This is a genomic window from Desulfobacula sp., assembly GCF_030145145.1.
In the GTDB taxonomy this organism is placed as follows: Bacteria; Desulfobacterota; Desulfobacteria; order Desulfobacterales; family Desulfobacteraceae; genus Desulfobacula.
The window spans coordinates 24701-39360 of record NZ_JAQYWD010000005.1 but is presented as its reverse complement, the minus strand read 5'-3'; the positions used below and the strand labels follow the sequence as shown (position 1 = coordinate 39360).

Genomic DNA, 14660 nt, shown 5'->3' with positions numbered 1-14660 from the left:
ATTAAATTAAATTTTTACCATATATCATTTTTTTTACAATGGGAACACGCCTTTAAAAAAGGGGTTACCACTTTTTTGAACCCTGTTCTTCATTTCTGTTACATACAAGGGCCGTATCTCGTTTTTCCAAAGGGGATAACCGCCCCGCCACACATAAAGGATCAACTCATGGAAGATCTTTTTATCAAACAGATAGGGGCCGATACGAACCTGTTCATCCGTTAAAAATTCCATGACGATCCTGGTTTTTTCAGACAAGTCTTCAATTTCTGCAATGACCCGCTTCCGGGTTTGATATCCTTCAGGGTTCTGCTTGAAGGCGCTGGGATCGTCGGGAAAGGGAAAAAGGGTATACACCCTGCCGATAAACCCTTGAAACCGAACCCCGGAAATGGCCCCCATCAAATCTCCGATATCATCGGGATCGGCAATATAATGCACGGAATATTGAAAACCATTTTGTCCGTTATCTTTTTCTTTTGCCATCTCCCCTATCCACTGACAAAAGTCACTGGCAAAAAAGAAATAATTTTCCAACAGCAGCATATCCGACTCAATATTGAAAAAGCCAAAGGCAATATTTCCATGGCTCTCAGATCTGAACGATAATGGCACCTGTTTTCTCCTTTTGTTGATGTAAAAAATAGTTTACGAAAACCAGTGTACACAAAATAAAAAAAATCACAAGTTGACTTTGTCTTTAACTTGACGATCGTTGTCAATTCAACTACTTCTATACATTAATAGTACCTGTTCATTACATGTATGGAAAATAACAGCGGGAAAACCAGACAAAGGACCCAATCGGAATGGAAAAAAAAATACTGGTGACACGGCTATACCCCAGGGCAGGGATCAGGCTTCTGGAAAAAGAAAATTTTCATCTGACCCTGTGGAAAAACGAAAGGCCCATGACATCCATGGAATTAATTGAAAGTGCAATCCAGCACCATGCCCTGCTATGCACCCTGACCGACCGGATTGATCAACATTTTTTAACCCAGTGTCGTCACTTGGAAATCATCTCCCAGTTTGCTGTGGGGTACGACAACATTGATGTTGCCGCAGCCACGAGCCTGGGCATTCCCGTGGGATTTACCCCGGATGCCATGAGCGAAGCCACAGCAGACATTGCCTTTGGGTTGATGATAGCCGTTGCAAGGAAAATGTTTTTTCTGCATAAAACCATTATCAACGGACAATGGGGACATTTCAAGCCCACCGGAAACCTTGGGTGTGAATTAAAGAATAAGACCCTGGGCATTTTCGGGCTTGGGCGGATTGGCGTTAAAATGGCCCTGCGGTGTAAACATGCCTATGACATGAACATCATTTATCATAACCGGAACCGGAACAGGGCTGCAGAAAAACTGCTGGATGCTGTCCATGTCGATTATGAAGATCTGCTGGCTCAAAGCGACGTGCTGTCAGTTCATTGCGCCTTAACTGCCGAAACAAGAGAACGCTTTAACCGGTCCGCCTTTAAACGGATGAAACCTTCGGCCATTTTTATCAATACGGCCAGGGGGCCTGTGCATCATGAAAAAGATCTGACCCTGGCTATCCAGACGGGTGATATCTGGGGAGCCGGCCTGGATGTGACAAACCCGGAACCCATGCAACCGGATAATCCGCTCCTGTTCATGGAAAATGTCTGTGTTCTGCCCCACGTGGGCTCCGGTACAAAAGAAGCCCGGGATCAGATGTCAGTAATGGCAGCCATGAATATTATTGAATTTTACAGGAACGGCCGGGTGCCGCATATGGTCAATCCCGAGGTCCTGAAATCATGATCCTAGGATAAATGTCACCTGGGGTTCAAAAGGTCCCGGATCAGCTTAAGCGATTCTTCCTTGTTAACCGGTTTCATTAAAAACCCGTCAATCCCCATGTCCTGGTAATTGTTTTTGTTGATCTGTTCACTGAAACCCGTGCATATAATAACCGGGATATCAGGACGGATCTCTTTGATTTTAATTGCCAGGCCCAGACCGGTCAGCGTGGGCATTGTCATGTCGCAGATGACAATGTCAAAAACTCCGGGCCTGGCTTTAAATTCATTCAGTGCACCAAGACTGCTCTCAAACGGCGTGACAACATACCCATAACGCTCAAGGGTCTGTTTCTGGACATCCACAATAAACGGATCATCATCAACAAAAAGAATGGATTCACACCCGTACAGATCTTTTTTTTTATCCTCTTCAAGCGAGCGGATGTTAAACGAGCCATGATCTCTGGGAAAGTATACCTGAAAAAGACTTCCCTTTCCCGGCTCACTGGAGCAGCAAATTTCTCCGCCATAGCCTTTTATGATACCGGAAATAACGGAAAGCCCGAGCCCTGTCCCCTCCCCCTTTTTTTTAGTTGTAAAATAGGGCTCAAAAATCTTGTTTCTGATAGCCGCATCTATACCCTCACCCGTATCAGAAACGCTTAAACAGACATACGGCCCCGGATTCAAGATCAGTTCTCCCGGGGCCTTTCCTGTGACGTCGATTTCTTCGAGTGTGACATCCAGGGTTCCGCCTTCCTGACCCATTGCATGAAATGCATTGGTAATCAGGTTCATGGCAATCTGATAAATGTGTGTGGGATCTGCCTTTACCGGTCCACACGCATTGTCAATGGTCTGCATTATATTAATTGTGACTGGCAGCGTTGACCGGCTTAATTTTAATACTTCCCTGATAATCGTCTGAATTTTTACAGAACTGACCTCAAAGTCTGACTGATGACTGAAGCTGAGAATCTGTTTCACCAGACTGCCGGCTCTGTTGGCACCTGTAAGTACATTTTTAAGGGTATTTTGAAGCTTCCTGTCATCATGTGTATCCTCTATCAGTAGCTCCAGGTTGCCAATGATGGGCTGAAGAATATTATTGAAATCATGAGCAATCCCACTTGAAAGCTCACCAATGGCTTCCATTTTCTGTGTCTGCTGAAGCTTATGTTTCAGGCGTGTATTTTCCTGTTCGAGATTCTTCAAATAATTGATATCAATCTCTGGCCCTGATGAGGAATCATTCAATAGATGTGTATCCGCTACTAAAGTGTTCATTAAAGAGAAATCCGCAAATCAACTGATGCTTTGGAGGATTCAAATCTTTGAGTATGAAACCGTATCAAGCGAATCCTCCGATAATATTTTATTTTGTTGTATATCTAAATCGTTAAAACCAAATCTTCCATTGAGTCAATGAGCAAGGATTGTGCCAGGTCATAACCAAGGTCACAATAAATATAACTTACTGAATTTAAAACATAAAATAATATTTTTTACCTTGATGTAAAATCCTTGATATACAAAAAATGCACTGATTTATGGGCGGATATCATACCGAACCGCCTTAGATCATACAACCACTTGAAATGTAGAAGAAAAACCACTGCATACAAATAGAGACAATCTGCACATAAACATGGGCAGATTGTCCCAAGCAAAGACTGGCGATCTTAACATCAACCCAAGAAAAAAAAACGATTCTGATTTCCACTTATTAAAATTCTACCTGCACATGGGAATGTGCATTTCCCATGGCCACTTGTTTGAAAAATTTATCCCAAAAAATAATATTATTATATAATTTCGGTTAGTTAAAAAAATAAATAGTCAAAAAAAAATCAATGGTCCCTGCTTTGCTATATCAATGGTCAACAAGATGATGACTGGATTGATATTGAATCAAGCAGAAACGTGACACTCAGAAAAAGGAGAAAACAATGAAAGATTTAATGGTAAAATTATTTGTAATTGGTGTGTTGGTTGCCGGATATGCAATGCCTGTTCTGGCTGGTGGCGGAGGCGGTCCCGGCTAGTGATACACACAGAATGTGCTTGTTTACGCTCAAGCAGATAAAAAAAACACGGTATCATCTCTACCGTGTTTTTTTATTCCATTTCAGGTCATCAATAGCCCAGGTATCACTGAATTATCATTTGGATACTTGCAATCCCCCCCCTTCATATGATAGTTTCTTTTTTCTTTGAACATTTGTCGGTTAAGGAGAAAAATGAACTTGCCAATTTTACCCTACCTCTTTTTCACTTTCTTTCTTTTCCTCAATGTGGTTGTCCTGCCCAGCTGCACAAACCAGGAAGAGCAAGTGACAATAAACCAGACAGTATCCGCGCCAGTACCCTTCCGGGGCGGCATTTACCGGGTACCGTTGAGGAGTAACCCAACCACCCTTGACCCAGCTTATGTTCAGGATATTTATGGCATTGCCCTTGTTCATCAGCTTTTTAACGGCCTGGTTCGGTTTGACCCCTATCTTTCTGTTTTACCGGATTTAGCTGAAACATGGCAGGTAAAAGAAGAGGGCAAGGTATACCGGTTTACCCTGAGGGAAAATGCGCATTTTCATAATCTGGAAACCGTCACGTCAAAGGATGTGGTGTTTTCCATCAGCAGGCTTTTGCGGGCCTTACCTGCGCCTGCTGTCCTGCCCCATCTGCTCAAAATTGTCGGGGCAAAGGAATACCGGGCCGGAACCATAGAAAGGGTTCAAGGGTTGGCCATTGAAAATGAAAAGATTTTCACTGTGCGTCTTGAAGAATCCCATGCGCCCTTTCTGACAGCCCTGGGTATGTACCAGGCTGCCATTGTTCCCCAAAAAGAAGTGCTTCGGCTTGGCAATGAATTTGGATCGTATCCCATGGGAACCGGCCCCTTCAGGTTTATGTCCTGGGAAGAGGGAAAAACTGTCCGACTTAAACGGTTTGACGACTATTATGCCGGGCCGGCCTTTCTTGATGAAATCCACTATAAAATCTATCCGGGAGGACAAGACCCATTGGTGCTATCGGATTTTCAAGCGGGTGCACTTGAAGAAATGGCCGTCTACGGAAACCGCAGAGAAAAACTCTCTGAAATCAAAGGGCTTCAATGGTTTCACAGGCCTTCTCTGAGCCTTTTTTTTTACGGCATGAACATGCAGCATCCCAACCTTGCAAATCCTGAACTTCGAAAAGCCCTTTCCATTGCCGTTGACCGTGAAGCATTTGTTAATAAAATCTATAAAGCGCAGTTTGAAATTGCACGGACCATTTTACCCCCTGGAATGCCGGGATACAGTCCCTTGAACCGGATGGCGGATGATACCCCGGAATTTGCCCTTCAGCAGTTGGAACAATCCATTGGAAAGCGCGTGAAAAATCTACCGGAACTTGAGATTGTATCCGCCATCCAAACCCCTCTCGTTGAGCAGGAAATGGATATGATCAAGGGCTTCTGGGCCAAAATCGGTATAAAGCTCAGGGTCAAATATATCTCTGACTGGAAAGAATTTGAAGCCTATCTGGGATCAAGGGATGTCCAGATTTACCGGTATGCCTGGTTTGCTGATATGCCGGATGCGGACAGTTTTTTACACTCTCTTTTTGCATCTGAATCCCCTACCAATTTCATGGGATTTCAGGATGAACGTGTGGACCAGATGCTGTTGACGGCCAGGGGAATTGTGGAACCGGTCCGCCGGGCAAAGATGTACCAGGAGATCGAAAAAAAGATCATGACGACAACCCCGCTGATCCCGCTTTTTTATATGAACGTGGACCGGGTGTATCAACCCTATGTTAAATCCATTACCGTGAATGCCCTGGGAGCCCATACCATGCCGCTCAATCGAATCTGGCTGGAGAATGCCCCCCCAGGCAACTAAACATTTACAAAGGAACGGTATGCGCCAGGAGAAAAAACATGATGGTGTGTTCCAGGGCAGGGAAAAGATAGTCAAACAACCCGGTTTTGTTTCCCTGCGCTACCGATTTATCTTTATCACCTCGATCATGCTCCTGCTGTTGCTGACCACGCTTGCCCTGGTTCTGGGAATACTTCAAACCCGGACCATCCGGGGCAGGATTGAACAACAGGGACTGACCATTGCAAAAAATCTGGGGATCATATCCGTTGATCACTTGATTACATATAACTATGTTGCCCTGGAAAAACTGGCCAATCAAGCTGTCCATAATCCTGACATCCTTTATGTAATTGTCCATGACAAGGAAGGAAGAGTGGCGGGTTACAGCCGACGACCTGATCTCCAGAACCAGCTACTGACAGACACTACCAGCCTGAATGCCGTTGAGGTAACAGACCCCGAAATTACCGTCCATGCAACTGAATTCAGCACAATACCGGTCATGGATGTGGCCGTACCCGTATACCTTCCCGGTACCCGGGATCGGTGGGGAACCATCCGGGTCTGCTTATCCCTTGAACTGATGTATCTGCAGATCCGCCAGACCCTCTGGAGTATTCTGATCCTGGGATCTGTCGCCCTTGCCATGGGTATCCTGGTCTCGAACTGGGCGGCCCAACGGGTCACAAGCCCCCTGGAAACCCTGGTTAAGGCCACGCTTGAAGCTGCCCGGGGCAATTTAAAACAAGAAATTTCCATTCACACCCGGGATGAAGTGGAGATCCTGGCATCCAATTTTTCCGCCATGATCCGGGAAATTCTTGTCCAAAAACAGCAATTGGAAAACCAACTCAAACAAATCAAACACTTGCAGCAATATGCTGAAAAAATACTGGCCACAATGAATGACGGCCTATTGGCCGTTGACATGGACGGGATTGTTACCACTGTCAATCCGGCAGCCCATGATATTCTGGGAATCCCCCGGGACCACACCGTCAAAGGCGGACATGCGTTAGCACTTTTTGACAAAACCAGTCCATTTGCAGCGTATATACAGCACGCCTTTGAAAACCCGTCTACCGGGAACCAGCGGGAGGTCCATCTCCAAAGGGATGGCGCCCCCCGGGTGATCCTGGTCGGTGCAGGTGTTCTTGAATCGGATAAAAAAACCCCCCGGCAGATGATCTTCACCCTCAATGATATTACCGCCCTTAAGCAGCTTGAGGCTGAAATCCGTCAAAACCAGCGGCTTGCCGACCTGGGAACCCTGGCTGCCGGCATGGCCCATGAAATTCGAAATCCCCTTTCTGCCATTAAAACCTATGTGGCCCTGCTGCCGGGGAAAATACAACAACCCGGGTTCCTGGAGAAGTTTCAGCGAACGGTTCCCAGGGAAATCAACCGCCTCAACGCCCTAATAGAAGAACTCCTGGAGTTGTCAAGGTTGCCAAAATATAATTTCAAACAGACAGATATCCAAGCGTTGCTGAGGCAGAGTATTGAACGGCTGGAAGCGGATTTTAAAGCCCGGGGCATAGACTGTCAATGGGATGTGCCGGATGATCTGCCCAGGATCATGGCAGATGCGGCCCAGCTTGAAAAAGTATTTATCAATCTCCTGCAGAACGGGGCCCAGGCAATGCCGGACGGGGGCGTTATCGCCATTTGTGTATCAGCGCAAGACAATCATCTGGTAATGGATTTCAAGGATTCCGGCCATGGATTTTCCCCGGAACTGGCTCAAAATATTTTCAATCCATTTTTTACTACCAAATCCAAGGGGACCGGTCTGGGTCTTGCCATTACCCATAAGGTGATCTCAGAACACAAGGGTCAGATACGAGCAAAAAGTCAAACAGGGAAAGGCAGCTGCTTTTCAGTTACCCTGCCCATACAGCAGCAGCATCAAAACGTATTCTGATCCCGGTTAAGGTTCAGTGTTTTCATTTTCTGGATCAGGGTATTTCTATGAATCCCAAGCAGATGGGCAGCCGAGGTCTGGTTCCATCGGCAATTCTGAAGCGCCCTCAAAATATAGAGCCGTTCAAAAGACTGTCGGGCCTGGATCAACCCCTTATTTTCACCGGCGCATCTATCCGCCCCTGTTGTCGTCTCAGTGCTGAACAACAGGTCAAAGGGAAGATCTTTTTCATCCAGGAACCTATTGTCTGATCCCAATACCACCATCCGTTCGATAAGATTTTCCAGCTCCCGGATATTTCCCGGCCAGGGATAGGCATCCATCAGGGCAATGGCATCCGGAGTAAAGCCTTTGATGCGTTTATTCATCTGGCGGTTGAACCTGTCCAGGAAAAAATCTACCAGCAACGGGACATCCCCTTTTCGATTGCGAAGGGGCGGCAACAATACCGGCACCACATTAAGCCTGAAATAGAGATCCTCCCTGAACGACCCGTCTTTCACCATCTCATCCAGACTGGTATTGGTGGCAACAACAATTCGGACGTCCACTTTAATGGTACGATGACTGCCCACCCGTGAAAATTCACGTTCCTGGATAAATCGTAACAGCTTTGCCTGGAATTCAGGTTTCAAGCTGGAAACCTCATCCAGGAAAAGCGTTCCCTGGTGAGCAAATTCAAATTTACCCATGGTCTGTTTATGGGCACCGGTGAACGCCCCTTTTTCATGGCCGAAAAATTCAGCTTCCATGAGTTCTGCCGGTATGGCCGCACAATTGATGGCAACAAAGGGTTTGTCACTGCGCAGGCTCCCATGGTGAACTGCCCGGGCGACCAGTTCTTTTCCGGTTCCACTTTCTCCTGTGATCAAAACATTACTGGATGTTCGGGCAACCTTTGCCACGATATCAAACACAGCAGCCATGTTTTTTGATCGACTGATAATTTGGGTCTGCTGAGTGCCGGAAGCGGCTTCAGTTCTATGAAACTTGACTTCCTTTGCAAGGTTCCGCTTCAAAAGAACTTTTTCCAACCGGTTTAATATAATTTCATGATCAAAGGGTTTGGTAATATAATCATAAGCGCCATGCCTTATGGACTCGCTGGCTTCCTGGGCACGATCCACAGCAGAAACCATGATGATGTCCAGGTTTTTGTCAAGGGATCTGATCCGCTTCAACGTTTCGATACCATCCATTTCAGGCATCACAACATCCAGGAAAACCAGATCAAACACTTGTTTTTTTACCGTTTCAACGGCTTTGAATCCGCTGTCGACACAGACAACATCATAATCATCTTCAAGGATCACCCTTAAGGCATCCCTTATGGCTTCATCATCGTCAACCACCAAAATCCGTGCATGTAGTGAAACCATATTTTTCCCAGCCAAAAATCCAAACCCTGTTTCCTGTCTGTCCATACCCCCGGGGACTGCCGTCTCATCATGGAAATACTACAGATTCCATTTTTTTACCATGGGTTCAAATAAATTTTCTAAAATTGATTTTTTTTTCAACCCAGTATAGAAAAACCATAAAAATATTGTATAACAAACAATGCCCATACACATAAGGTCAAACGGAAACCATCTGGATTAATGCATTTTAACCATTTTCATTCAAGCAAGGAGGCGTATGAATTTAGACATTTTTGAAACCATGAGCAAAAAAGAACTTCAGACCTATATTGAATTTCTTTTACAGAGCTACAGGGTCATGGATGCGTTCTGGTTTATCAAAGTTGCTGAAAAATTTGATCAACCCACTGCAGAAAAGATCAATGAACAGGTCTGGGACCGAGTGGCTGGTTTTGCTGCCAAAGACCTTAAAGAAAAATTTAATCCTCTTGAAAAAGGGCTTGCAGGGTTTGTCCAGGCGTTAAAATTATTTCCCTGGTGTATCCTGGTGGACTACAAATTTGAAGAAAAAAAAGATGCGGTGATCCTTACCGTACCATCATGCCCTGCCCAGGAAGCCCGTCTCAAACGTGGCCAGGGGGAATATGTCTGCAAATACATGCATCAAAAAGAATTTCAAAGCTTTGCCCAGGTGGTTGATGCGCGTATCATGGTTGAGTGCGTGTTTGCGCCGCCGGATCCCCACCCGGATGACCTGTTCTGTAAATGGCGCTTCGCTTTGAAAAATTAAGAAAGCGCCCCTTTTCTGATTTTGCCAAGAGAGGTCCGGGGGAATTCCGATTTAAACGTCACCTTTTTAGGCCATTTATATTTTGCAAGTTTACCATGGCACAGGGCAATGACATCCTCCTGGGAAAGGGATGCGCCCGGTGACAGGATGACAAAGGCATGCCCGGTTTCACCCCATGTCTCATCGGGCATTCCCTTGACAGCCACATCCTCAATGTCTGAATGAAGCTTGAGAATCTTTTCCACTTCTGCGGGATAGACGTTTTCCCCTCCTGAGATATACATATCCCCTGCCCTTCCCACCAGGTAGAAAAACCCGTCCTCATCCATGCGGGCCAGATCCCCTGTATGAAGATATCCGTTTTTAATGGTCTCTTCTGTTTTCACAGGGTCCTGCCAATACTCTTTCATCATAATTGACCCCCGGACAACGATCTCACCAACCTCACCCGGTTTTGCCACCCTTCCCCGGTCATCTATAATAGAAACCTCTGCATGAAAAACCGGCCGCCCCACCGTTCCCGGCTTTTTCAAGGGATCATCTTCTGATGCCCATAAAAGGATGGAGGTTTCTGTCTGACCCAAAATCTGGCGGAACGCAAGACCGGCCTGGGCACATTTTTTAATCAAATCGTCGGTGAGCTTTTCCCCGCCCCCGGCACAGACCCGGAGAGAAGACGTATCGCCCCTCATTTCCGGCTCAACCTTTAACAATTCCTTGTATACCGTGGGAACACCTAAAAATTTGGTCACCTGGTATGTTTCAATATCCCTGTAAACCTTGAGAGAATCAAATTTTCTGTGAAGCACAATGGTGGCACCCTTGTAAAAAATCGGGGCTGCCTGGATAAAAAGCCCCCCAGAATGAAACAGGGGAAGAAAAATCAGCATGATATCACTGGAATGAAGCTTGAAAAAAATATCGGCATTCAAACAATTAAAAAATGTTTTTCGATGGGTCAATACCGCACCTTTGGGTTTTCCGGTGGTGCCCGACGTATACATAATCACCTGGGGTTCTTCTGGATTGGCAGGCCCAAGGGACCGGGTCAAAAACGGCCGTTTTCCGTCAAATATTTTTGATTCTTCAACGAAATCAAATACCCGGCCCTTAAGCCGGGTGGTTCCCACCACCGAGACCATCATGGGAGGCAGGTAACTTTCCAGTACAAGGGCATTCACGACCCCAGCCACATCCTCCCCATGGACAAAAAGCCTTGGCCGGCAATTCTTAATAAAATAATCCAGTTCAACCGATGTAATTCGAAAATTTATGGGGACAAAAATCGCTCCAAGCCTGGAACAGGCAAGGAACAGATCAATAAACTCAGGACAATTATTCAGCATCACAGCCACACGGTCACCTTTTTCAATCCCAATGGATTGAAGCCAGCAGCTTGTCCGGTCTGCCCTTGTGCAAAGCGCCTTATAAGAAATGGTCTGGTCTTCAAAGATGATCGCGGTCTTATCCGGTGTCAACTCAGACCAGCGCTGAACCCACCAGGCAATATTCATGGATTTAATCATTTGCACTCCAAAAGGATATTGGCATTCCCTGTCTTTTCTATTTTTCCTAAACCATCAAATCATTGGGTGTGGAATGGTTTAACTCCCGATGGTTTATTTTAACCCAAGATTATCAAAAAAATGTTTGTGTTTCATCCGATATACGGTTTTGTCTTCCTTTACCAGATAAAAAAACCGCTGATTTGCATCATCAAAACACTCAAACAGGGTGGTATAGTCCTCCTGGTCCGTGACGTCACAAATCCGGGATACGTCATCATTGAATTTTCGACACACCGCAACCCAGTCTTCCACAACGGCATCCTTTTTAATGGAAATTTTTTTTGTCGTATCGTCAAATTCCGCAAGGATGGATTTCATGATTTCTCCCCCCAACCATATGAGATTCAAATAAAATTAAACTGACCGAAATAATCTTAACAAAAGACCATAGTAGATCAGGCAACAATCTTTTGCGCAAATTCAATGGCCTGCCGACGCGCTAAATCGGTTAACATATCCGGGGTTGTGCACGAACCAATATACAATTCACCGGCATTGACGGTCTTGTGCGGTTCCTGCATTCGCCTGAAAGCCGTGAACAGGCCTTCTGCATTGTTTTCATAGGGTCCGGCCCCCGTCGATAGAAGCGCCTGCCGCTGTCCTGCCACAAGGGATACATGATCTGGTTGGTGATAATTTGTGTACAGGCTGTAAGTCCTGTCCACCACCGCCTTGATCTGGGCGGTATACCCCCAGAAATACAATGGCGTGGCAAAGATAACCAGTTGTGAACTGACCATTTTGCCCAAAATCTCAGGGACATCATCCTTTTGAACACACCCCACCGAATCGGGTGTTTCTTTGCACTTGGCACATCCCAGGCATCCGTTCAGGGTTTGAGCATTCAAGTAGATGGTTTCAACACTATGTCCCAGGGATACCAGTTCTTCCTCAACCCAGCCCAGGATTCTGGCAGTATTTCCTTTTTTTCTGGCACTGCCCTGTAATGCTGTTATTTTCATTGGGACTCCTTTCGTCCAAACGTTCATTTTTCACCCCAAAGAGTGTATACTTTTTTTTACCTGAACATCAACATTCTTTTTTCAAGACAATAAAAATAGCGCTTATCATGCCCTTGCGCCGGCTTCTTTCATCCGCTGGTGACCGGAAGAAAGCCAACCGGATATCGCCTTTCTTCCCCGGGCATTCTGCGTTTTTTTCCGAGCAACCACTGGTCTTGATTTTGGTTTTGAAACCGCTGGGGGCATCCGTATCCCGGATTCCTTTACAGGAATCTGCAGCTTCAACAGGCGCTGAATCCCCATCAGAAGCTTCTGCTCATCCTGACTGACCAGGGACAGGGCAATACCATCAGCACCGGCACGACCGGTACGGCCAATCCGATGGATATAATCTTCCGGAACATGGGGAAGATCGAAATTGACCACATGGGGAAGTTGCTGAATATCCAGACCCCGGGCAGCAATATCCGTCGCCACAAGGGTTTGAACGGCGCCACTCTTGAAATCAGCCAGTGCCTTTGTCCGGGTGGATTGGCTTTTGTTGCCATGGATGGCGGCAGCACTGACACCGTCGCTTAACAATTGCTTTGTCAGCTTATTGGCACCATGCTTGGTCCGGGTAAACACCAGAACCTTATGCCAATTGCCTTCACGGATGAGGCTGGAAAGCAAGCCCCGTTTACCCGCCTGGGGCACCTGGTAAACCATCTGGGTCACGCCTTCGGCGGCTGTATTTCTCTGGGAGACTTCAATCAGGACCGGTTTTATCAACAGTCCGTCTGCCAGCCGCTTGATCTCATCAGAATATGTGGCTGAAAAAAGCATGTTCTGGCGTTTTACAGGCACAAGCTTGATCACCTTACGGATATCATGGATAAACCCCATGTCCAGCATTCGATCGCCCTCATCCAGAACCAGGACTTCGATCCGGGACAGATCAAGGGTTCGCCTGGCGGCATGGTCCAGAAGTCTTCCGGGTGTGGCCACCACAATATCCACGCCGTGTCTCAGTTTTGAAATCTGGGGATTGATATTTACCCCACCAAAGATCACCGTAGTACGAAGAGACAGATGCTTTCCGTATGTTTCAAAGCTTTCGCCCACCTGAGCCGCCAACTCCCGGGTGGGTGTCAGGACCAGGGCACGCGGATGGCGCCCTTTATTCTGGGTTTCACTCAAGCGCTGGAGAATCGGCAGGGCAAAAGCGGCTGTTTTCCCGGTACCGGTACGGGCACCGGCAAGGACATCCTTGCCTTCCAGAACCACGGGAATAGCCCGGGCCTGAATGGGGGTGGGAATAGTATACCCCTGTGCCTTCACAGCACGGAGCAGATCGGTCCGAAGACCTAATTTTTCAAATGACATATATTATAGTACTCCTGATTATAGCCCGCCCCTGTCAAAGGGGCCGATCCAGGCGGAGATGATAAATTCGTAAGGATTGAGTCAAACTAAGGAAGGAATCGACCGCAACACTTCAGGTACCGACCGGATGGTACCAAAAAAAATAGTATATCACACATTTCAACAAACACAAGCTAAAAATCATACATCCCCGCAATTCTTATGATAACACCCAACGGCTGCTGAACAATTGCTGCATCCGTTCACATCTAACACACTATTTGGTACTGCCATTTAATCGAATTTTATTGTAGTATAGTGACCACCTATTAAATTTGAAAAGGAGTTTCATGAAATACCATACCATCTCTACTTCAAAAACCGGACATGGGGCCATCTTCACAAATGCCAAAGAAGCAAAGGAATACCAGTCCGACCATCCTGGAAGTGTTTATCAGGTATTTGATGCCATACCATTAAAAATACCGGCTATTGGAATGAAGACCACTGAACCTGTTCCTTCCGCAAGGAGCCCCAAAGCAACATCAGATGAGATCATTGTCTACACAGATGGATCCGCGCTCAACAATCCCGGGCCTGGCGGATATGGTGTCGTCATGCAGATGACCAACGGCAGAACCGTGGAAATCGCCCAAGGATACACGCATACCACCAATAACCGGATGGAAATGATGGCTGTCATCACTGCCCTGGAAAACATAGAAGACCACGACAGTCCCGTAACAATCCACAGCGACTCCCAGTACACAATCAATGGGATTGTCAAGGGGTGGGCCAAAGGATGGCGGAAGCGGAACTGGAAAAAATCAGATGGAAACCCTGCTCTCAATCCTGACCTGTGGGCAATCATGCTGGATCTGGTTGAACAATTCCCAAAATTGACCTTTAAATGGGTCAAGGGACACGCAGGAAATGTCCTCAATGAACGCGCGGATGTCCTTGCCAATAGCGCTGCTTCCCAGGGGGGAAAATCCCTGCTGGTGGATGAGGGATATTTGAAAAAATAAAGGCAAATCAACCCACTTTTTTTTGATCCATATCAAT

At 46.3% G+C, this 14660-nt stretch carries 12 protein-coding genes; 5 read left to right on the top strand and 7 right to left on the bottom strand.

Annotated elements, in window-relative coordinates; all coding sequences use genetic code 11:
• Positions 1-33: 33 nt before the first annotated feature.
• Positions 34-615: a hypothetical protein gene (locus Q1Q15_RS03600; RefSeq protein WP_300456761.1), complete on the bottom strand. Its 582-nt coding sequence runs from the start codon at positions 613-615 to the stop codon at positions 34-36.
• Between the two features lie 194 nt (positions 616-809).
• Here Q1Q15_RS03600 and Q1Q15_RS03595 point away from each other — a divergent pair, with 194 nt between their 5' ends.
• Positions 810-1793 carry a D-glycerate dehydrogenase gene (locus Q1Q15_RS03595; protein WP_300456758.1) on the top strand — a complete coding sequence of 328 codons (984 nt, stop codon included), beginning with the start codon at positions 810-812 and terminating at the stop codon, positions 1791-1793.
• 14 nt (positions 1794-1807) lie between these two features.
• On the opposite strand, the gene Q1Q15_RS03590 is transcribed toward Q1Q15_RS03595, so the two are convergent.
• Positions 1808-3061 (bottom strand): ATP-binding protein, encoded by a 1254-nt coding sequence (locus Q1Q15_RS03590; RefSeq protein ID WP_300456756.1) that lies wholly within the window; start codon positions 3059-3061, stop codon positions 1808-1810.
• Positions 3062-4014: 953 nt separating this feature from the next.
• On the opposite strand from Q1Q15_RS03590, the gene Q1Q15_RS03585 reads away from it, so the two are divergent.
• Together Q1Q15_RS03585 and Q1Q15_RS03580 are read left to right on the top strand one after the other, a co-directional pair.
• On the top strand, positions 4015-5664 hold the full coding sequence (locus Q1Q15_RS03585; protein ID WP_300456753.1) for an ABC transporter substrate-binding protein: 1650 nt from the start codon (positions 4015-4017) through the stop codon (positions 5662-5664).
• A gap of 19 nt (positions 5665-5683) precedes the next feature.
• Complete coding sequence (locus Q1Q15_RS03580; protein WP_300456750.1) at positions 5684-7570, top strand: ATP-binding protein; 1887 nt, start codon at positions 5684-5686, stop codon at positions 7568-7570.
• Here the strand turns inward: Q1Q15_RS03580 and Q1Q15_RS03575 are convergent.
• On the bottom strand, positions 7555-8949 hold the full coding sequence (locus Q1Q15_RS03575) for a sigma-54 dependent transcriptional regulator (protein ID WP_300456747.1): 1395 nt from the start codon (positions 8947-8949) through the stop codon (positions 7555-7557). The genes Q1Q15_RS03580 and Q1Q15_RS03575 overlap by 16 nt on opposite strands.
• Positions 8950-9208: 259 nt before the next feature.
• Between Q1Q15_RS03575 and Q1Q15_RS03570 the strand changes: the two genes are divergently transcribed.
• Positions 9209-9721 (top strand): DUF6125 family protein, encoded by a 513-nt coding sequence (locus Q1Q15_RS03570; protein WP_300456744.1) that lies wholly within the window; start codon positions 9209-9211, stop codon positions 9719-9721.
• On the opposite strand, the gene Q1Q15_RS03565 is transcribed toward Q1Q15_RS03570, so the two are convergent.
• The 4 genes from Q1Q15_RS03565 to Q1Q15_RS03550 all read right to left on the bottom strand — a co-directional run bounded on the left by Q1Q15_RS03565 (position 9718) and on the right by Q1Q15_RS03550 (position 13616).
• Positions 9718-11247, bottom strand: a complete 1530-nt coding sequence (locus Q1Q15_RS03565; RefSeq protein WP_300456741.1) for an AMP-binding protein — start codon at positions 11245-11247, stop codon at positions 9718-9720. The two genes, Q1Q15_RS03570 and Q1Q15_RS03565, sit on opposite strands and share 4 nt — an antisense overlap.
• Positions 11248-11340: 93 nt before the next feature.
• Entirely contained in the window at positions 11341-11607 is a 267-nt protein-coding gene (locus Q1Q15_RS03560; RefSeq protein WP_300456738.1) for a hypothetical protein, read from the bottom strand.
• Positions 11608-11684: 77 nt separating this feature from the next.
• Positions 11685-12251: a flavodoxin family protein gene (locus tag Q1Q15_RS03555; RefSeq protein ID WP_300456735.1), complete on the bottom strand. Its 567-nt coding sequence runs from the start codon at positions 12249-12251 to the stop codon at positions 11685-11687.
• Positions 12252-12356: 105 nt separating this feature from the next.
• Complete coding sequence (locus tag Q1Q15_RS03550; RefSeq protein WP_300456733.1) at positions 12357-13616, bottom strand: DEAD/DEAH box helicase; 1260 nt, start codon at positions 13614-13616, stop codon at positions 12357-12359.
• A gap of 329 nt (positions 13617-13945) precedes the next feature.
• Here Q1Q15_RS03550 and rnhA point away from each other — a divergent pair, with 329 nt between their 5' ends.
• Positions 13946-14623 (top strand): ribonuclease HI, encoded by a 678-nt coding sequence (gene rnhA / locus Q1Q15_RS03545; protein ID WP_300456731.1) that lies wholly within the window; start codon positions 13946-13948, stop codon positions 14621-14623.
• Positions 14624-14660 lie beyond the last annotated feature (37 nt).